This window comes from Clostridium sp. TJA038 (assembly GCF_058310255.1).
In genome coordinates this window covers 158,828-180,637 of sequence record NZ_JBZEFA010000002.1, presented here as the reverse complement: position 1 = coordinate 180,637, position 21,810 = coordinate 158,828, and the positions used below count along the sequence as shown (strand labels likewise).

The 21,810-nt window shown below is 27.5% G+C and carries 16 protein-coding genes; 15 read left to right on the top strand and 1 reads right to left on the bottom strand.

What is annotated here, in order from left to right; all coding sequences use genetic code 11:
- Positions 1 to 3 precede the first annotated feature (3 nt).
- From rapZ to cls, 10 genes are all read left to right on the top strand, one after another.
- Positions 4 to 888 (top strand): RNase adapter RapZ, encoded by an 885-nt coding sequence (rapZ, locus tag AC4FQV_RS06720; protein ID WP_491139680.1) that lies wholly within the window; start codon positions 4 to 6, stop codon positions 886 to 888.
- Positions 885 to 2,231 carry a gluconeogenesis morphogenetic factor MgfK gene (gene mgfK / locus AC4FQV_RS06715; RefSeq protein ID WP_491139679.1) on the top strand — a complete coding sequence of 449 codons (1,347 nt, stop codon included), beginning with the start codon at positions 885 to 887 and terminating at the stop codon, positions 2,229 to 2,231. The genes rapZ and mgfK overlap by 4 nt, the downstream gene beginning before the upstream one ends.
- A gap of 2 nt (positions 2,232 to 2,233) precedes the next feature.
- Positions 2,234 to 3,184, top strand: a complete 951-nt coding sequence (gene whiA, locus AC4FQV_RS06710) for a DNA-binding protein WhiA (protein WP_491139678.1) — start codon at positions 2,234 to 2,236, stop codon at positions 3,182 to 3,184.
- Between the two features lie 160 nt (positions 3,185 to 3,344).
- Positions 3,345 to 3,899, top strand: coding sequence for a hypothetical protein (locus tag AC4FQV_RS06705; protein WP_491165163.1), 555 nt, complete (start codon positions 3,345 to 3,347; stop codon positions 3,897 to 3,899).
- 169 nt (positions 3,900 to 4,068) lie between these two features.
- Positions 4,069 to 7,647, top strand: coding sequence for a DNA polymerase III subunit alpha (locus AC4FQV_RS06700; RefSeq protein ID WP_491165162.1), 3,579 nt, complete (start codon positions 4,069 to 4,071; stop codon positions 7,645 to 7,647).
- Between the two features lie 679 nt (positions 7,648 to 8,326).
- On the top strand, positions 8,327 to 9,286 hold the full coding sequence (pfkA, locus tag AC4FQV_RS06695; RefSeq protein WP_491139675.1) for a 6-phosphofructokinase: 960 nt from the start codon (positions 8,327 to 8,329) through the stop codon (positions 9,284 to 9,286).
- 99 nt (positions 9,287 to 9,385) lie between these two features.
- On the top strand, positions 9,386 to 10,789 hold the full coding sequence (gene pyk, locus AC4FQV_RS06690) for a pyruvate kinase (protein ID WP_491139674.1): 1,404 nt from the start codon (positions 9,386 to 9,388) through the stop codon (positions 10,787 to 10,789).
- 411 nt (positions 10,790 to 11,200) lie between these two features.
- Positions 11,201 to 11,557 (top strand): DUF1540 domain-containing protein, encoded by a 357-nt coding sequence (locus AC4FQV_RS06685; RefSeq protein ID WP_491139673.1) that lies wholly within the window; start codon positions 11,201 to 11,203, stop codon positions 11,555 to 11,557.
- Between the two features lie 139 nt (positions 11,558 to 11,696).
- A complete protein-coding gene (locus AC4FQV_RS06680; RefSeq protein WP_491165161.1) occupies positions 11,697 to 12,494 on the top strand; it encodes an SDR family NAD(P)-dependent oxidoreductase in 798 nt (265 codons plus the stop codon).
- 66 nt (positions 12,495 to 12,560) lie between these two features.
- Positions 12,561 to 14,096 carry a cardiolipin synthase gene (gene cls, locus AC4FQV_RS06675; RefSeq protein WP_491165160.1) on the top strand — a complete coding sequence of 512 codons (1,536 nt, stop codon included), beginning with the start codon at positions 12,561 to 12,563 and terminating at the stop codon, positions 14,094 to 14,096.
- A gap of 60 nt (positions 14,097 to 14,156) precedes the next feature.
- On the opposite strand, the gene AC4FQV_RS06670 is transcribed toward cls, so the two are convergent.
- Positions 14,157 to 14,315, bottom strand: coding sequence for a DUF1540 domain-containing protein (locus AC4FQV_RS06670; protein WP_491139670.1), 159 nt, complete (start codon positions 14,313 to 14,315; stop codon positions 14,157 to 14,159).
- A 198-nt stretch (positions 14,316 to 14,513) separates the two neighbouring features.
- On the opposite strand from AC4FQV_RS06670, the gene AC4FQV_RS06665 reads away from it, so the two are divergent.
- From AC4FQV_RS06665 to AC4FQV_RS06645, 5 genes are all read left to right on the top strand, one after another.
- The gene (locus AC4FQV_RS06665; RefSeq protein ID WP_491139669.1) at positions 14,514 to 14,801 is read left to right on the top strand and encodes a DUF2628 domain-containing protein; all 288 of its coding nucleotides are present in this window, start codon (positions 14,514 to 14,516) and stop codon (positions 14,799 to 14,801) included.
- An 82-nt stretch (positions 14,802 to 14,883) separates the two neighbouring features.
- Positions 14,884 to 16,443, top strand: coding sequence for an aminotransferase-like domain-containing protein (locus tag AC4FQV_RS06660; protein ID WP_491165159.1), 1,560 nt, complete (start codon positions 14,884 to 14,886; stop codon positions 16,441 to 16,443).
- Between the two features lie 139 nt (positions 16,444 to 16,582).
- Entirely contained in the window at positions 16,583 to 17,950 is a 1,368-nt protein-coding gene (gene rlmD, locus AC4FQV_RS06655) for a 23S rRNA (uracil(1939)-C(5))-methyltransferase RlmD (protein ID WP_491165158.1), read from the top strand.
- A gap of 299 nt (positions 17,951 to 18,249) precedes the next feature.
- Positions 18,250 to 19,569 (top strand): DUF262 domain-containing protein, encoded by a 1,320-nt coding sequence (locus tag AC4FQV_RS06650; RefSeq protein WP_491165157.1) that lies wholly within the window; start codon positions 18,250 to 18,252, stop codon positions 19,567 to 19,569.
- A complete protein-coding gene (locus AC4FQV_RS06645) occupies positions 19,562 to 21,505 on the top strand; it encodes a GmrSD restriction endonuclease domain-containing protein (RefSeq protein WP_491165156.1) in 1,944 nt (647 codons plus the stop codon). The genes AC4FQV_RS06650 and AC4FQV_RS06645 overlap by 8 nt, the downstream gene beginning before the upstream one ends.
- The last annotated feature ends 305 nt before the right edge of the window (positions 21,506 to 21,810 follow it).

Sequence of the window (21,810 nt, the reverse complement as noted above, 5' to 3'; positions counted from 1 at the left end):
GAAATGAGATTTGTAATAGTTACTGGACTATCAGGAGCAGGTAAAACAGAGGCAACAAGAAGTTTGGAAGATTTAGGATATTTTTGTGTGGATAACTTACCACCAAAATTAATACCAAAATTTGCAGAGGCCTGTGTCCAAAGTGAAGGTAAAATAGATAAAATAGCTTTAGTTATAGATATAAGAGGTGGAATATTCTTTGATGATTTATTTGAAAGCATAGAATATTTAAAAGCTAATGATTTTAATTACGAAATTTTATTTCTAGAAGCTTCCGATGAGGTATTAGTTAAGCGATTTAAAGAAACTAGAAGAAGTCATCCCCTTTCACCAGATGGAAGAATAATAACAGGTATTAGTGAAGAGAGAATGAGACTTAGAGAACTTAAAGATAGAGCGGATAATATAATAGATACTTCAAATTATCCTATAAGAAACTTAAGAGAAAAAATAAATCTTTTATATGGAGATGGTAAACCAGTAGATCAAAATCTTTCTATAACTATTTTATCCTTTGGGTTTAAATATGGTATTCCTTCAGATTCAGATTTAGTTTTTGATGTAAGGTTTATACCAAATCCATTTTATATTCCTGAATTAAAACCATTTTCAGGAGAGGATGAACCAGTAAAAAATTATGTTCTTTCTCAAGAAGAAACAAAGGGATTTTTATCAAGACTTTCAGATATGGCAGAGTTTTTAATACCTAACTATATAAAAGAGGGAAAAAGACAACTTATAATTTCTATTGGGTGTACAGGAGGAAGACATAGGTCAGTAGCAATAGCAAATGCTTTATATAAAGACCTTTTATCTAAGAGCTTCCATGTTACTTTAGAACATAGAGATATTAACGAGGACATAAATAGGGGAGATAGGAAACTATGATGATGAAAAAATTACTAAAGCCTGGTATAAAAGTGAAACGATACATTTTTTTGGCTTTAGCATCTATTATAACAATGGCTGTATCCATTGCAAAATTAATAGATGAGATTCATGTAACTACAATTCAAGATAAGGCTGTATTTATAATATTAATATTATTTTCTGCTTTAGTAGGATACAAATCTATAGTTTGGTGTGTTAAATCAATGGTTTCTCTAGTAAATAAGGGATATATAAATTTATCTATTGAAGAAGAAGAATTAGAGGATTTAATAGAGGATGATAGACTATTGATAAAAGGACCTAAAATTGTTGTAATAGGTGGAGGAACTGGTCTTTCAACAATGCTTAGGGGATTAAAGCATTATACATCTAATTTAACAGCTATAGTAACAGTTGGAGATGATGGTGGTGGTTCTGGGATATTAAGAGAGGACCTAGGAATACTACCACCTGGAGATATAAGAAACTGTATTTTAGCTTTAGCTAATACAGAGCCTTTAATGAATGATTTATTGCAGTATAGGTTTAATGACGGAAGATTAAAAGGACAGAGCTTTGGAAACTTATTTTTAGCAGCTATGGATGGAATATCAGAAAATTTTGAAGATGCTGTTCAAAAAATGAGCTCTGTACTTGCTGTTAAGGGGGAGGTTTTACCTGTAACCTTAGAAAATATGATATTAGAAGCAGAACTTATGAATGGTCATAAAGTTAGAGGAGAGTCTATAATTGGAGAAGAAGTTATAGACCAGAGTAGTCCTATAAAAAGGTTAAGAATAATTCCAGAGGATGCTAGTGCTTTAGAAAGGGCTTTAAAAGCTATAGAGGAAGCTGACTCTATAGTTTTAGGTCCTGGAAGCTTATATACTAGTGTTTTACCTAATCTTTTAGTAAAGGATATAAGAAAGGCTATTAAAAAAAGTAAGGCTTTTAAAATTTATAATTGTAATATAATGACTCAACCTGGGGAAACTGATGGTTTTACAGTTTCTGACCATGTACAAGTTATATTAGACCATTGTGGAAAAGATATGGTAGATTGTATAATTGCAAATTCTAGAAATATTTCAGAGGAGTTAAAAGAAAAATATTTAGAAAAAAATTCCGAGCTTGTAGAACTTGATACTAATAAGCTAAAGAAAATGGGCTTATGTGTTATTTCTGGAGACTTAACAAAGATTAAGGGTGACTATGTAAGGCATAATTCGGATTATTTAGCACAACTTCTCATTGAAACAGTAATGGAAAAGCATTTATTATATGATAGAAAGAAAATTTTAGAGTATATATATTTATCGCAAAGAATTAAGAAAAGAGAAAGTTCAAATAGGAAGGAGTAGCCATGTCATTTTCAGCAAAAGTAAAGGGAGAAATATGTAGATATATTGATATATCAAAAGAGGAAGCTCTTGCTCAAATATCAGCTATTATGAAAGTATGTGGTACACTTGCTTTTAGTGGTAGACAAATAAGTTTCAAGATGACAACAGAAAATCCTGCATCTGCAAGATTGATGTTTACCATATTGAAAGATTATTTTGATATACATGCAAAACTTATGGTTAAAAAGAGTAATTCACTAAAGAAGAATAATATTTATATGGTTGTTATAACTGAAGATATGGGCGTTAAAAATTTACTTGAGATAACAGGTATATTAAGAGAAATAGATGGAATAATGTCTTTAGATTATCATATAGATAAAAATTTAGTTGATACAGAAGCTAAGAAAAAAGCTTATATTAGAGGTGCCTTTATTGGTGGAGGAAGTATAAGTAATCCAGAGAAGACTTATCATTTAGAATTTGTTACTCACTCTCAAGAATATGCAGAGGATTTAGGGAAGTTAATAAATACTTTTGGGTTAAAAGCAAAGGTTATACAAAGAAAAAATAGTTACATAGTTTATATAAAAGAAGGGGAACAAATAGTAGATTTATTAAACATAATAGGGGCTCATACTGCTCTTTTAGAGCTTGAAAACATTAGGATTATGAAAGAGATGAGGAATAATGTAAATAGGCTTGTAAACTGTGAAACTGCAAATCTTAGTAAAACTGTAAATGCTGCTGTTAGACAAGTTGAGAGTATAAAACTTATAGAAAAAGAAATTGGTCTTGCTAGACTTCCAAAGAATTTAAGAGAAGTTGCAGAACTTAGATTAACTTATCCTGAGGAGTCATTAAAGGAACTTGGTGAGATGCTTGAACCTCCTGTTGGAAAATCAGGAGTAAATCATAGGTTAAGAAAAATTGAAAAAATAGCTGAAGAGCTTAGAACAGGGAATTTTTAAAAGCCATTTAAAATCTTTTAAGAGGTTATTTTTAGTATTTTACTATTTTAAATAAGACTTAAAAGATTTTTTTGATAAAAAGATATTCTAATTGAATAATATAAATTTATTTTATGGGAAAGATAAATCAAGTAATATTATTTAAATTGGAGGTCTTGTCATGTCAAAAAAATTTACTAAAAAATTTTTGATTTTAGCTTTATTTATTATTTTTATACCCCTAGCTTTTATAGGATGTAATAAAAATAGAGATAATAAGTTGAATAATCTAGATTTATCTATAGATACTGCAACAGAGTATAGAAATCTTTTAGAAGAGAAAATAAAAACTTATTTAGGAGATATAAACTTAGGAACAAAATACGATTTTTCTAAAGTTAGTGAAGAAGGAAAAAATGCAACTTATGAGGAGTATGAAAATTACTATAAAAATTTAGATACAGAGCTTACAAATTTAAAAAATGAGCTTAGTTCTAAGGTTTCACCATCTCAAGAAGTTTTAAAGGTAGCTAATAAAAAAATTATTGAAAATATAGAAAATTTAAAAATGGATATAAGTTCTCTAAGAAATGAGTTAAATGCTAATAGAAATAAAGTATTAGGAATGAATAAAGAAGATTTTATTTCTGCTATGCAAAATATGGAGAAGCCTGTATATGAGGCTAAAGTTAAGCTTCAAGAAGCTATAGATGAAGTTAGAAATAGTTTTAAGTAATTTTTTAAACCTATATTAAGTTTTTAATATAGGTTTGATTATTTTTATGAGATAATATTTATAAATATAAATTTGTTATGTTAAACTAAGTTAATTAAATATTTTATATAGAAAGTTTATTTAAAGTTTAAATATAGAAAATTTTTCGCTTAAGAAAGGAGTGAATTTAATGGGGGAGAAGAAATTTTGCCACCTGCATCTACACTCGGGGTACAGTTTACTTGATGGTTCTGGAAAAATAAAGCCACTTATTAAAAGGGCTAAAGAACTTGGGATGGAAAGTATTGCTTTAACTGACCATGGTGTTATGTATGGGTGTGTTGAGTTATATAAAGAAGCAAAGGCGGCAGGTATAAAACCTATATTAGGATGTGAAGTTTATGTTGTTCCTAAGTCTAGAAAAATAAAGAGTAATGATGAAGATAATAAGACATATCATTTAGTTCTTCTTGTTAAAAATGAAAAAGGATATGAAAATCTTATGAAAATAGTTTCTGTTGCTTCTATTGAAGGATTTTATTATAAGCCTAGAATTGACAGAGAATATTTAAAGGAACATTCAGAAGGAATCATAGCTTTAAGTGCTTGTCTTGGAGGAGAGGTGCAAAAAGCTATTTTAAATGGAAATATAGATAAGGCTAGGGAAGCTGCAACTTTTTATAGAGATACTTTCAAGGAGGGTTTTTATTTAGAACTTCAAAATCATGGGCTAGAAGAACAAAGAAAAGTTAATGAGGTAAATATACAATTAGCTAAAGAACTTAATATTCCTTTAATTGTAACTAATGATGTTCATTATATAAATCAAGAGGATTCTAAAGCACATGACATACTTATGTGCATACAAACAGGAAAAACTGTAGATGACCCAAATAGAAGAAGATATCCATCAGATCAATTTTATTTAAAATCACCAGAAGAAATGTGGGATATGTTTGATTATATTCCAGAAGCTTTAGAAAATACATTAAAAATTGCAGAGGAATGTAATTTTGATTATGAATTTCATGTTTCAAAACTTCCCAAATTCCCATTACCAGAGGGGGTGGAACCCTTTGATTATCTTAGAAAAACCTGTTTTTATGGTCTTATAGATAGGTTAGAGGAATTAAAGCCTCTTAAAGAAAAGAGAATATATGATATAGATAAGGTGTATGAAATTAGTGAAAATAATAAAAAGGTGAAAGAGGATGTTGAAAGGCTTGAATATGAACTTGGGGTAATTAAGCAAATGGGATATGTTGATTACTTTCTAATTGTTTGGGATTTTATAAAGTATGCCAATGACAATGGAATACCAACAGGACCAGGAAGAGGTTCAGCAGCAGGAGCATTAGTTGCATATACTCTAGGTATAACAAAAATAGACCCTATGAAATATAGCTTGCTTTTTGAACGTTTTCTAAATCCTGAGAGAGTAAGTATGCCAGATATAGATTCTGACTTTTGTTATGAAGGAAGACAGAGAGTTATAGATTATGTAGTTGAAAAGTATGGGCATGATAATGTATCTCAGATTATAACTTTTGGAACAATGGCAGCAAGAGCTTGTATTAGAGATGTAGGAAGAGCTATGAATTATACTTATGCAGAGGTGGATAGAATAGCTAAACAAATACCTACAGTTCTTGGAGTAACAATAGATAAAGCTTTAGATTTAAATCCAGAGCTTAAAACTATATATGATAATGAGGAGAGAGTAAAAGAGCTTATTGATGTAAGTAGGAGATTAGAAGGACTTCCAAGACATTCATCAACCCATGCAGCAGGAGTTGTTATAGCCTCTAAGCCATTAGTTGATTATGTTCCACTTCAAAAAAATGATGAATCTATTGTAACTCAATTTGATATGACAACTCTTGAGGAACTTGGTTTGCTTAAAATGGATTTCTTAGGACTTAGAACTTTAACTGTTATGCGTGATGCTATTGATATGATTAAGTATAATAGAGGAGTTTGTATAGATTTAGATAATTTAGATTTTGATGATAAAGAAGTTTATAAAATGATTGGGGAAGGAAATACAGTAGGAGTATTTCAATTAGAATCTGCAGGAATGACTTCTTTCATGAAAGAGTTAAAGCCAGATTGTTTAGAGGATATTATAGCAGGTATATCTTTGTATAGACCTGGTCCTATGGCAGAAATACCAAGATATATAAGTGGTAAGAGAGATCCAAAATCAGTTAAATATATAGTTCCAGAGCTTGAGAATATATTAAATGTAACTTATGGAGTTATGGTTTATCAAGAACAGGTTATGGAGATTGTTAGAAAATTAGCAGGATATTCTATGGGAAGAAGCGACCTTGTTAGAAGAGCTATGTCTAAGAAAAAACATAAGGTAATGGAAGAAGAAAGAAAGAATTTCATATATGGAATTGAGGACGAAGAGGGTAATATAGAAGTACCTGGATGCTTAAGAAATGGAATTTCTGCTGAAGCTGCTAATAAAATATTTGATTCTATGATGGATTTTGCCTCTTACGCTTTTAATAAAAGTCATGCTGCTGCCTATGCAGTAATAGGATTTCAAACAGCTTATTTAATGAAATACTATCCAGTTGAGTTTTTAGCGGCTATGCTTAACTCTGTTATGGGTAATAGTGATAAAGTATCTGAATATATAAGAAGTGCAGAAAAGCTTGGAATTCAAGTTTTGCCACCAGATATAAATGAGAGTTACACAAAATTTACTGTTAAAGGTGATACTATAAGATTTGGTATGGGAGCTATAAAAAATGTAGGAGTAAATGTTGTTGAAAATATAGCAAAATCTAGAGAGAAGAAGGGAAGATTTACTTCACTTATGGATTTTTGCAATAAAATAGATTTAAGTATTGTAAATAAAAGGGCTGTTGAAAGTTTAATAAAAGCAGGAGCTTTTGACAGTTTAAAAGTTTATAGGTCTCAACTATTATCTGTTTTTGAGAAAATAATGGATGGAGTATATTCTCAAAGAAAGAAAAATATAGATGGTCAGATGTCTTTATTTGGAGCTTTGCAAGAAGAAAGTGAATCAAATTTAGAGATAAAATATCCAAATATAAAAGAATTTAATAAAAAATATTTACTTGCTATGGAAAAGGAAATGACAGGGCTTTATATTAGTGGTCATCCTTTAGATGATTATGAAAAGACCTTAAAAGAGCAGACTTCAGTTGTTATAGAAAAGATAATAGAGGTTCAAAATAATTTAAATGAACAAGGAAATATTGAGTTAGAAGATATTGTTTTAGATAATTCTATAACTGATGGAACTAGAGTTATTGTAGGGGGAATACTTACTAATGTATCTAGAAAGGTAACAAGAAACAACACTCTTATGGCCTTTGGTAAAATAGAAGATTTAACAGGATATTTAGAGTGTGTTATATTTCCTAAAGTATTAGAAAAATGCAATGAGTTAGTAAATGAAGATTCCTTTGTTTTAATAAGAGGAAGGCTTTCATTGAAAGAAGATGAGGAACCAAAAATATTATGTGAGGATATACAACCCTTAGAACTTATTAATTCTTCTAAGGTTTATATAAAGGTTGAAAATAGAGAAAAGGCTAATAAAATAGTTAAGCCTTTAAAGGTATTATTATCTTCATATAGAGGAGATTCACCAGTTTATCTATTTACTGCAAAGGAGAAAATGACTTTTAGATTAAGTAGAGATATGTGGTTGGATTTAGATAAAGGTGTATTAGAATTTTTAAAAGAAAAGTTTGGAGAAGAAAATGTAAAAGTTGTTTCTTCATAAAAAAATAAATTTTGAGAAAAATTAGAAAATAATAGAAGTTTTAGAATTAAATTTTATTAAAATTAAATAATATGCTAAATAAATGTCCATTTTTAAGGTAAAACTAGAATATAAAATATTTTTTGTTAAAAGGGGTATTAACGATTACTTTTTGAGTTTGAGAGAGATATTTTAAATTTAACACTAGTAATAATACTTTTAAAAGTGGACATTTTTTTTAAAAGTGCTAAAATAAATTTGTAAATTTTCTTAAAATTAAAAAAATAATAATTTTTTTAATTTTAAGAATCTAATTTTTGTTATATTAAAATTTTTAATTCCTAAAGCATAAGAATTAAAAGAAAATTATAACTTAAAGATTTAATATTTAATTAAATATTAAAATGATTTTAGTGCATAATAATAATTGAAAAAATTATCACATATATAGTTTTTTTATTTAATTGTGCATAAAAAGGTTGAAAATAGGCTTTACTTTAAGTAAAATTAATTTGGTAGAATAGTATTAAAAAAGTTACATAGGGTATTTAAATTCTTTAAATTTAAATTGGGATAAAACAAAAGTTAGTCTAAAATTGATAAACAATTAACATATATAAATAATATCTTAAAAATGTGGGTAATATTTGGCACTGTTGGGACTTAATTTGTCCCAAGTGGTGTAGAGGAGGAAAATATTATGAAAAAGATTGCTGTTTTAACAAGTGGTGGAGATGCACCAGGAATGAACGCTGCTTTAAGAGCTGTTACAAGAATGGCTTTACATCATGGACTTGAAGTAATGGGAGTTCAAAGAGGATACGCTGGATTAATAAATGGAGAACTATTCAAAATGGATAGAAAATCTGTTTCTGAAATCATAAATAGAGGTGGTACAATCTTAAGAACTGCTAGATGTTTAGAATTTAAACAAGAGGAAGTAAGAGAAAAAGCTGCTCAAATATTAAAAGCTTATGGTGTTGAAGCTTTAGTAGTTATAGGTGGAGATGGATCATTTATGGGAGCTAAACTTCTTTCAAAATTAGGAGTTAAAACTGTTGGCTTACCAGGAACAATTGATAATGACTTATCTTACACAGATTACACTATAGGATTTGATACTGCATTAAACACAGTAGTAGATGCTATAAACAAATTAAGAGATACATCAACTTCACATGAAAGAGTATCTATAGTTGAAGTTATGGGTAGAAACTGTGGAGACCTTGCTTTATACGCTGGTATAGCAGGTGGAGCAGAAGCTATAATAGTTCCAGAAATGCCATTTGATAAAGATGAGTTAATTAAAACTATCTTAGAAGGAAAAACAAATGGAAAAACTCATAGCATAATAGTTGTTGCTGAAGGAGTTGGAGGTTCTGCTGAATTAGCTAAAGAAATAGAAGCTGTAACTGGTATAGAAACTAGAGCTACAATTTTAGGACACATTCAAAGAGGTGGTTCACCAACTGCTGATGATATAGTATTAGCATCAAGAATGGGAGCTAAGGCTGTAGAAGTTTTATTAGAAGGAAAAACTTCAAAGGTTATAGGAATTAAAGAAAATGAAATATTTGACATGGATATAGATGAAGCTTTAGACATAGAAAGAACTTTTGATGAAAATCTTTTTGAAATGGCAAAAGCTATAAACGAGTAATTTTATTTTAGTTAATGACATAATAAATTTTTATAATTTATTATTTATTATATATTTTTAAACTTAGGGTTAATTTTTTTACGAGGGAGTGTTTTTTAAATGAGAAGAACAAAATTAGTATGCACTATCGGACCAGCTAGTGAAAACGAAGAAATCTTAACAAAAATAATCGAGGCAGGTATGAACGCTTCAAGACACAATTTCTCACATGGAGACCATGAAGAACATAAAGGAAGAATGGTTAAAGTAAGAGAAATATCAAAAAGATTAGGTAAAGAAGTAGCTATATTATTAGATACTAAAGGACCTGAAATAAGAACAGGAAAATTCGAGCCAAGCAAAGTTGAATTAGCTGCTGGAACAGAATTTACTATATATGCTGGAGCAGAAGATGTAATAGGTGACACTACTAAGTGTTCAGTTACATATGCTGGATTAGCTAAAGACGTTAAAGCTGGAGATACTATCTTAATAGACGACGGTTTAGTTGGATTAGAAGTTGTATCAGTAGAAGGAAATGCAGTTAAATGTGTAGTAAAAAATACTGGATTAGTTGGAACTCACAAAGGAGTTAACGTTCCTGGAGTATCAATAAAATTACCAGCTATGACTGATAAAGATAGAGCTGACTTAATATTCGGTTGTGAAATGGGCGTTAACATGGTTGCTGCTTCATTCATAAGAAAAGCAGAAGATGTTAAAGCTATAAGAGAAGTATTAGTTGCTAATGGTGGAGCTGATATACAAATATTCTCAAAAATAGAAAACCAAGAAGGTGTTGATAACATAGATGCTATCATAGAAGCTTCAGATGGTATAATGGTAGCTAGAGGAGACCTTGGTGTTGAGATACCAATGGAAGATGTTCCTTCAGTTCAAAAAATGATCATTGAAAAATGTAACCATGCTGGAAAACCAGTTATTACTGCAACTCAAATGTTAGATTCAATGATGAGAAACCCAAGACCAACAAGAGCAGAAGTTTCAGACGTAACTAACGCTATATTAGATGGTACTGATGCTATCATGTTAAGTGGTGAATCAGCTAACGGAAGTTGGCCTGTAGAAGCTGTTGAAACTATGGTTAAAATAGCTACTAAATCAGAAGAAATGTTAAGCTACGAATTAGCTGCTTCAAGAGCTAAGAGACATATACCAGCTGTACCAGGTGTTATTTCAAGAGCTGCATGTAATGCTGCACATGAATTAAAATCAGCTGCAATAGTTTCTTTAACTCAATCAGGAGCTACTGCTAAGAGAATATCTCAATGCAGACCAGATGCACCAATCGTTGCCGTAACTCCAAATGAAAGAGTTGCTAAGAAAGTTGCATTATGCTTTGGAGTTTACCCAGTAGTTGCTGAGCATGCTTCATTAGAAACTGCTGTTGAAATAGCTAAAAATGCTGGATTCGTTAAAGCTAATGATACTGCTGTAGTTGTTGCAGGTGTACCAGCTAACGAAGGAAACACTAACATAGTAAAAGTTGAAGTTGTAAAATAATTTTATAACTAATTATAAAAATAGGTAGAATAATCTACCTATTTTTTATTTTACAATTAAAAATATTAATAAATTGTTAACTTAAAATAATTAAGATAAATATGTAAATTTTTAATAGTATATAGATGTTAAATATTAATTATATTTAATAATTTTTATAAAAATAAATAGTTTACAAAAACTTAACATTTTTTTTATGACAATTATAAAAAAATAGTGTATATTAGATAGTGCTTATGAAATAATATAAGTAGAATCAAATGGCAACTGATTCCAAGATAAAAAGTACTTGATGACTGATACCATCGAGTGCTTATTTTTTTGTTCTTTTTTATCTTTAAAAAAGCATTGGTATAAATATATCTATAAGTGCAAAAAATAACTTAAAAGAAGTTTTAAGGAGTGTTTTTTATGACAAGATTAGCTTGTTCAGCTCATAACTGTGTTAATTATATAAATGGAGTATGCACAGCTATGAAGATTGAAATTAATGGTGAAAGAGCAGAAAGAAGAGAGGAAACTTCTTGTATTACCTTTGCACCTAGAAATTTTGTAAATGCTGTTAAAAATGTTTTTAATACAAATTATGCAGGGACTTTAATGCAAGCCTTTGATAATGATAATACTATGGATTATAAGGTAAGGTGTTATGCTATGAACTGTGTGTATAATAAAGATATGAATTGTACTTCTATGGATATACAAATTTTTGGACCAGAAGCCAATGCCTCTGATTCTACAGAATGTGAAACTTTTCATAAAAGATAGTTAAAAAAGCTAGAACTAATTTTAAAAGTTCTAGCTTTTTTTAGAATATTATTGAAAGTTTAATAGAATTGACCATAAGAAAATATAACAATAAAATATAATAGATAATAAGAAAAATAAAATTTTAAGGGTGAGTAAAATGAAAACTTTAGGTAAGGATGCTTTAATAACTGGAGCTACTAGTGGAATAGGAAAAGAATATGCCTATGAATTAGGAAAAAGGGGATATAATTTAATATTAATAGGTAGACGAGAAGATAAATTAAAAAAAGTAGCTAAAGATATAGAAGAAGAATTTAATGTTGAATGTAGAGTTGTTATTTTAGATTTAACAAAGGAAGAGGAGTTTGATAATTTTACTAGAAGTATAGAAAATAATTATAATATTGAGTTTTTAGTAAATAATGCAGGTTATGGTGCTGAAGATTCATTTACTAAAGATGAGTATAGCAAACAATATGATATGGCTAAGGTTCATATGATTGTTACAATGAAACTTTGTCATGTGGTAGGTAATATTATGAAGAAAAATAAGAAAGGCTACATAATAAATGTAAGCTCTATGGCTGGATTTAATGTTTTTCCAACTTCAGCTATGTATTGTTCAACTAAAGCTTTCTTAATAAGCTTTACTCAATGTTTAGCTATGGAGCTTTTAGAGTATAACATAAAGGTACAATGCTTATGTCCTGGATTTACTAGAACTGATTTTCATAGCAAATTAAATATGGAAGAAAGTAAATTAAAAAATAAAGGGCTTGTAAGATGGATGAGTACAAAAGAAGTAGTTAGGATAAGTCTAAAGAACTTAAATAAAAATTTAAAGGTATTAGTAATACCTGGAGGTTGCAATAAAATTTTATATTTTGTAAGTAAATTTACACCGAAATTTTTATATTATAAAGTTGCTATTAAGGGATGGGATTTAATGGACTAATTTTAAGAAACTATTATTAAATAAATAATTGACTAAAGTATATGTTTAAATTTTAAGGAGGAGTAAATGGACAAATTTCTTAAAAAGTTATTTAGTAGAACTTTTATAGTTGGTTTTCTTATATTTATCCAACTTATTATACTTATTTTAGCCATATGGAAAATTAGTGAGAATTTTATATATGTGTATTTTTTATTTATATTCATAAGTATTGTAGTTTTTATTTATATAGTTAGTAGAAAAGATAATCCTTCATATAAATTAGCTTGGGCAGTACCTGTACTTTTAATTCCTGTTTTTGGAGGGTTGTTTTATTTAATCTTTGGGGGAAACAAGACAAGTAAAAGATTTAGGAGACAGATAAAATCTTCTTATGATGAAACAGCACATTTATTATATGATGATAAGAAGGTATTAAAAGAGATAGAAAGTTTAGATAAGAGTATTGCAAATCAATCAAGATATATAGTAGACCACTCTCAATTTCCTGTATATAAAAATACTATTACAGAGTATTTATCACCAGGAGAAAAGTTTTTTGAAAGATTAAAAGAAGAATTAAAAAAAGCAGAGCATTATATTTTCATGGAATATTTTATAGTTAATGAAGGAGTTATGTGGAACTCAATTTTAGAAATTTTAGAAGAAAAGGTTAAAGAGGGAGTAGAAGTTAGATTTGTTTATGATGATATGGGATGTTTGAGTACATTGCCATATAAATATAATGAAGTCTTAGAAGCTAAAGGAATTAAATGTATGGTTTTTAATCCTTTTGTTCCACTTTTATCTTTAAGAATGAATAATAGAGACCACAGGAAAATAACTGTAATTGATGGACATACTGGCTTTACAGGAGGAATAAACTTAGCAGATGAATATATAAATGAAGTCGTTAGATTTGGCCATTGGAAGGATGCTTCAATAATGCTTAAAGGAGATGCTGTATGGAACTTAACAGTTATGTTTCTTCAAACTTGGAATTTTTATAGTGAGAGAAAGGAACAGTATGAAAAATACTATCCTTACTTTTATCATGAAGATGAATTTTTAGGGGATGGATATGTTCAGCCTTATGGAGATAGTCCTTTAGATGATGAAATAGTAGGTGAAAATGTATATTTAAATATTATAAATAAGGCTAAAGATTATGTATATATAAACACACCATATCTTATTATAGATAATGAGTTGGTAACAGCACTTACTTTATCTGCTAAAAGTGGAGTGGATGTAAGGATAGTTACGCCTCATATTGAAGATAAATGGTATGCTCATATAGTTACAAGGGCTTATTATCCTCAACTTATAGAGGCGGGGGTTAAGATATATGAATATACTCCAGGGTTTATACACTCAAAAACCTTTGTTTCTGATGATGAGATTGGTGTAGTAGGTACTATAAATATGGATTATAGAAGTTTATATCTTCATTTTGAATGTGCAGTTTGGCTTTATAAAACTAAATCGGTTGGAGAGATAAAAGATGATTTTTTATGTACTTTAGAAAAATGTCAAAGGATTACTTTAGAAGATTGTGCTAAGGTTAAATTACCAACTAGAATCTTAAGGGCAATAATCAGAGTTTTTGCCCCTCTTATGTAATTAAAGAAAGAAGGAGACTAAGTAATTAGTCTCCTTTTGGGGTTAAAGTTAAAAATTTAATTATTTTCTTACGAAACTTCCGCAGTCAGTACATTCTGTAGAACAAGCTTCAGCATTGTGTTTTACAACTTGTATTTTATTTAAAGTACAAAAGTTGTCTTCATTGCAATGATACTTACATTCGTTAACTGTACAGCCTATGCTTGAATTATGTTTCATAATAAATTCCTCCTTAAATTTAAGAACCTCATTGTTGGAACCACCAACATTATATAGAATGTGTAAATATAATATTATTTATACAGACAAAATTTTTATTTTTTAATAATTTTAAATATAATTTGAAAATTATTGAATTTTAGAGAGATAAATAGTATTCTATTCTAGAAATAGATAGATAAAGTTAGGGGTGAAAATATGAATATTAGATTGAAAAATAACATAGGTATGATTAAGGAATGTAAGGTTGGATATAGTTGGACTACTTTATTATTTGGATTTTTCCCAGCTTTTTGTAGAGGTGATTGGAAGTGGGGACTTATTCAATTTGTTCTATGTATATTTGTTCCAATTGTAAGTAATATAGTATTTTCTTTTACATATAATAAAATTTATATAAATAATCTTTTACAACAAGGATTTAAACCTATAGGTGAAGCTGATAAACATATATTAGCTAATAAAGGATTTTTAGCTTTAGATTAAAGAAAGCAAGGCAAAATTTTAGCCTTGCTTTCTTTTGTTTTAAATAATGTTATACTTAATATTATTTACTTTGGAGGAAGTTATGTTTAAAAATTTAGCTTTTAATGAAAATGAGAAGAAGTATATACAAATAGCAAATTATATAAGAGACCTTATTAATAGAGGAGTATTAATAGAGGGAAGTAAACTTCCTTCTTCAAGGGAGGTTAGTAGTGTTTTATCTATAGGAAGAAATACTATAATGTCAGCTTATGAAATTTTAGAAAGTGAAGGACTTCTTGAATCTATAAAGGGTAAGGGAACTTTTGTTAAGAAAAATGCTTCTTATAAAGAATTTTTTAAAAGTGTAGTAGATGAAGAAAAAGATTTAAAAGATGAAAAAGAAAATTGGAATATTAATTGGATTAAAGAAGTAAATGAATATGGTTTGTTAGCAGAAAATTTAGATATTATAAAAAGTGAAGATAAGTGGGAGAAAGGAATGATTTCTTTTAAAAGTATAGCACCTCCTGGAGATTTGTTTAATATAGAAGAATTAAAAAGGTCTTTTTATAATAGAATTGCTTTAGAAAAAGATAAAATACTTAATTATGGATATGCTCTTGGATATAAACCCTTTATAGAGTATTTAAAAGATTATATGAAAGAAAAGGGAGCTTATTCAGAAAAGAAAGAAATAATAGTAACTAATGGATTTACAGAAGGATTAGATATTATGCTTTCTGCTTTTACTAAGGAAGGAGATTATATACTTTGTGAAAATCCAACTCATAATACAGCTTTAAAGATAATTAAAACTCATAAGCTAAATATTATAGGTGTGGAAATGACTAAAGATGGTATGAATTTAAAGGATTTAAAAGAAAAAATCAATAAATTCAAGGGAAAAATTAAATTTGCTTATTTAATTCCATCATATCATAATCCCACAGGAGTTGTTGCTTCTATAAAGAAAAGAGAGGAAGTATATAATATCTTAAAAAAAGCTAATATTCCTATTATAGAGGATGGATTTAATGAGGAACTTTTATATGAAAGTTCTCCAACTATTCCATTAGCTTCTTTAGATAAAGAAAATAATGGAGTTATTTACATAGGAAGTTTTTCTAAAATATTATTTCCAGGTCTTAGAATAGGATGGATTTATGGTGATAAGAAAATTATAGAGATTCTAGAAAGTGTTAAAAGATGCAGAAATATTCATACCTCATTTTTAGACCAAGGAATTCTTTATGATTTTATGACTAGTGGAGCCTTTGAAAAGTATATAAAAAAAGTTAGAAAAGTTTATAAAGAAAAGTATAAGTTTACTAAAAACATAATAGAAAGATATATAAAAGGTGTAGAAGTTTGGGGCGAAGGTGGACTTTATATGTTTTTAAAAGTAAAAGGTGTTGATACAAGAAAACTTTTAAAAAATACTTATAAAAGAGGCGTTATCTTTATGCCAGGAGATTTGTTTTATATAGATAATGAAATTTATTTAGAAAAAGAAAATAGAATATTTTATATTAATTTAGATAAGGTTATAAAAAGAGATAAAAGAGATACTTTAAGAATTGGATTTACAAGACTTTCAGAAGAAGATATAGAAAAGGGAATAAAGATAATAGGAGAAGAAATTGATAAATTTTTAAAATAAATAATTAATAAAAGCTTATAAAAGCTTAATTGTAAAAGATTATTTCCTATGATAAACTTTAAAGGTTAGTTAGTAGTTAAATTTATTTATAGATAAATTAGAGAAAATAATGATTAAAAATATAAGGGAGTTTTAGTTAATGGTTGAAAAGAATAAAGAATATATTTTTGATATAATCTCTCAAGGTTATGAGGGAGAAGGAATAGCTAAAATAGATAATAAATATCCTATTTTTATTGAAGGTGCTTTAAAAGGCGAAAAGGTTAGAGTAAAAATAGTAAAGGTTAATAAAAATTTTGCTTACGGAAAACTTATGGAGGTAATAGAAGCTTCAAAAGAAAGAGTTACTCCTCCTTGTGCAATTTATAAAAGATGTGGTGGATGTAAACTTCAACATGCATCTTATAAAGCACAGTTAGATTTTAAATGGGAGAGAGTTAAAGACTGTGTTAGTAAAATAGGTAAAATAGATTCTAGTATTGTTAAATATCCTTTAGGAATGAAAAATCCTTGGAGGTATAGAAATAAAGTTCAGTTGCCAATAGGTTTAATAAATGGAGAGGTTAAAATTGGTTTTTTTGCTCAAAGAAGTCATGACATTATTGATATGGAATCTTGTTTAATTCAAGATGAAATAGGAGATAAGGTTGTTAAGCTTACTAGGGAGTGGATAGAGAAATTTAATATAAGACCTTATAATGTAGAGGGACAATATGATGAAAAGGGAATAGTAAGACACATAATGATAAGAAGAGGTTTTACTACTAATGAAGTTATGGTTGTTTTAGTTACAAATGGAGAAAAGCTTCCACATAAAGAGGAATTTATAGATTTAATAGTTAAAAATGTTAAGGGAATAAAAAGCATTATACAAAACATAAATCAAAAGAAAACTAATGTAATATTAGGATTAGATAATAAAACTTTATGGGGAGAGGATACAATATCAGATTACATAGGAGATTTTAAATTTAATATATCTCCATTATCATTTTTTCAAGTAAATCCAATTCAAACAGAGGTTTTATATAGCAAAGCTTTAGAATATGCAAATCTTTCAGGAAAGGAAGAAGTTTTTGATGCATATTGTGGAACTGGCACAATAACATTATTTTTATCTCAAAAGGCAAAAAAGGTATATGGAGTAGAAATAATACCACAGGCTATAGAGAATGCTTGGCTTAATGCAAAAGAAAATAATGTGGAAAATGTAGAGTTTTTTGTTGGCGAATCTGAGGTTGTAATTCCAAATTTAATAAATGAGGGAGTAAAAGCTGATGTTGTAGTAGTAGACCCACCAAGAAAAGGGTGTGATAAAAAATTATTAGATTCTATAACAAATATAAATGCTAAAAAAATAGTATATGTAAGTTGTGATCCAAGTACATTAGGAAGAGATTTAAGAATATTAGAAGATAATGGATATAAAACTATAGAAGTTCAGCCTGTTGATATGTTTCCAAATACTGCACATATAGAAAATGTTGCATTGCTAGTAAAAAGATAAATATTTATAATAAAGAAAAATAAATTGTTTTAATTTAGAATATATAATAAAAACTTTGAATGCTTAAAATTATGTCTTCAAAGTTTTTATTTTTTTATTTAATTAAGTTTATTTAAGTTTTAATTAATAATTAATTTTACAATTGGTATGTTGAAAGTATTAATTATTTGATTTACAATTTAACATAAATTTATTACATATTATTTTAGTAAATTTAAAATAATAAAAGATTAAAATAAAAAAAAATTTTAGATTAAATTGGATAAATTAAAATTTTTTTAAGATATAGGAGGTTTATTATGGCCGAGATAAAAAGTATAAATGACTTGTTACAAATGAAAATTAATATTCCTAGTTATCAAAGGCCATATAAATGGACAGTACAAAACATTAAGGAATTACTTGAGGATATTAGTATAGCTATTGATGATTCAAAAAAATATAACAATAAATATAAATATCGTATTGGGACAATTATTTTCCATAAAAATAATTTAGAAGAATTTGATGTAGTCGATGGTCAACAACGTATTATTTCATTAGCTTTAATAAGGAAATGTATTGACCCTTTTTTTAAAATGCCTTTATTAAAGAAAAAATTTATAAATAAGTTTACTCAAGCGAATATACATAATAATTATATGTTTATTAGAGAGTGGTTTTCTATAAAAAGTGATGAAAATAAAGTAAGTTTTATTAATGCTTTTGAAAATATATTAGAAGTAGTTGTTCTTAGTGTTAGAAATATATCAGAGGCTTTTCAACTTTTTGACTCTCAGAATACAAGAGGTAAGGCATTAGAGCCACATGATATTTTAAAAGCATATCATTTAAGAGAAATGAAAAAGTATCCATATGAAATGAAAAGAGCAGTTAATAATTGGGAGTTAAAGAGGAATTCTGAGATAAGAGATTTGTTTAATTTATTTTTATTTCCAATATGGAATTGGTCAAGAGGAGTAAGGAGCAGAGAATTTACTGTAAAAGATATAGATATATATAAGGGAGTATCTGAATCATCAACTTATTCATATGCTAAACGAACTATTAAATCTATGCCTTGCTTTCAGATTAATGAACCTTTTATTTCTGGTAAGGCTTTTTTTGAAATGGTAGATTACTACTTATATTTATTAACCGATATAAAAACAGAAATTTTAAATAATTCTTCTTTTTCTCATATGAAATTTATACTTTGCAATGGTAAAAAGGTATATACTGTAAAAGAAATGGAAGCTATAAAGTATGGTTCAGTTGGCTTTAAATATACAAAAAATTTATTTTATTGTGTACTACTTTGTTATTACAATAAGTTTAATAATTTTGATGAAATGGCAGTAAAAAAATTATTTACATGGGCTTTTATGCTTCGTGTTGATATGGAGAATTTAGGCTTTGATAGTGTAAATAAATATGCTATTGGTAATAATGAAAATTCAAGATATACAAATTCATTAGAAATGTTTTCAAAGATAAGTTTAGCTCGTATTCACAAGGATATTTCAAGTTTACAAATAAAGGTCAAGAGAAATCCAGATAAGGCAAATAGTGAAAAGTGGAATTATTTATATAATAGGTTAAAGATTATGAATGGGCTGTTGGAGGAAGAAAATGAGTGATTTAGTTAATGAATTACATGTTTTAGAAGATAAAGGTAATATATTCGATACTAATATTGAATATAGTATTCCTCTTTATCAAAGAGCATATGCTTGGGAATATAAAGATATTATTAATCTTATAGAGGATATTAAAGATATTTCTAATGATGAAAATTATTATATTGGTTCTTTAATTATATCTAGAAAAGATAATAAATTTGAGGTTGTAGATGGACAACAAAGATTAACATCTCTATATATTTTATTAAATTGTTTAGGATATGAAGTTAAAGAATCTTTAAAGTTTGATTGTAGAGAAAAATCAAATTATACTCTTTTAAATATTAAGAAATTAATAAATAATGATTATAGTAATATTGATATAGAACGAATTGAGAACAGTATTGAAAATGGTATAAAAATAATCATGCAAGAAATAAAGAGGAGAAATTTTAATAAAGATGAATTTTGTAAAAAGCTTGCTAAGGTAGTTATTTATCGTATAGAAGTTCCTAAAAATACTGACCTTAACCGTTATTTTGAAATAATGAATACTCGTGGCGAACAGCTTGAACAACATGATATTCTTAAAGCAACTCTTATGAGTTATCTTAAATGTGATAAAGATAGGGAAATATTTTCAATAATTTGGGAGGCCTGTAGTGATATGACAGGTTATGTTCAAATGCACTTTATGAGTAAAAGAAATGAAATTCGTGAAGAATTTTTTGGAAGTACTTGGGATTGTATGCCTTTAGGTGATTGGATAAGTTATAAAGAAAATTTAGAATTAAATTTATCAAATAATGAGGGATATACTATTGATGAAATTATTAATGTTAATTTTTCGGTAACTATAGATAATATTTATTTAGATAATGATTTAAAAATAAGATTTCATAGTATTATTGATTTTCCTTATTTTCTTATACATACCTTGAAAGTTTATATATCAATTAAAGATATTTTACACGAAAATAAGAATTTAAAACTTATAGAGGAATTACTTGATGATAAAAAGCTTATAGATAGCTTTATGAAAGTTATTTCACATGGAATTAATAGAGAAGGTAGAATTAATGATAATAAAGAGGATTTTTCAAAGGATTTTATCTTATGCCTTTTAAGAACAAGGTATTTATTTGATAAGTATATTTTAAAAAGAGAGTATTCAAATGATAGTATTGATGGAGAATGGAGTATAAAATCACTTCATGTTTCAGGACAACAGTCAAAGAAGAAGCCTTATTATAGAAACACAGAGTTTGTTTGTAAAGGAGAACATAATAAAGAAAAGAAGAGTAATGAGCGTAATAAGATAAATATAATGCTTCAGTCTGCATTAAGAGTTTCTTATACATCACCAAAAGCAATGCATTGGATAACACAGATATTAATTTGGTTATCTAAAGATAATTATGCTAAGGTTTTTAGAGAGGATTTGTCTATTTTTACAAATATTATTGAAGAAATAGCTAAGAATTCAGTACGTAAACAATTTTTTGAAAAGTGTAAAGATGGAGTTTATAAAATGGGAGTAAGTACACCTCATATTGTATTTAATTATTTAGATTTTTTATTATGGAAATCTGATTCTAAAAAATATGATAATTTTACATTTGAATTTAGAAATTCTATAGAGCATTGGTATCCGCAAAATCCATCAGAAGGAACCTTTGAACCATGGTCTCAAGGAATAGATTGCTTTGGAAATCTATGTATTATTCAGAGTAATATTAATTCAAAATTTTCTAATATGTCTCCTGAAGCAAAGAAGAGCACTTTTAAAGAAATGATATCAAAAGGAAGTATAAAGTTAAGGATAATGAGTGAACTTACTGAAGAGGGAGAGGGGAAAAATGCTAGCTTATATTGGAAAGATGCAAAATGTAAAGAACATGAATATAAAATGATTGATAAGCTATATAAAGCTTGTTATTATTTTGAGAAGTAATTAATATAAAATCAAAAAAATTTTAGTATATAAAACTTGATTTTTGTAAAATAATAGTAAATTATACTTTTTATAGTATTTAAAATAAGCAAAATTTAACATAATATAAGTATAAAAATGGATTATAGAATAAATATTTGATAATAATTAATTTATTGAGATTTATTGTAAAAGCTAAAATACAAAATTAAAAGAAGGAAATAAAAAATTATAATTGTATTTTGTATAATTTAATATAAGATTTAAAGATATAATTTTAAAAGAGAAAATTATTATAAGATTAATTTTCTCTTTTATTTATAATT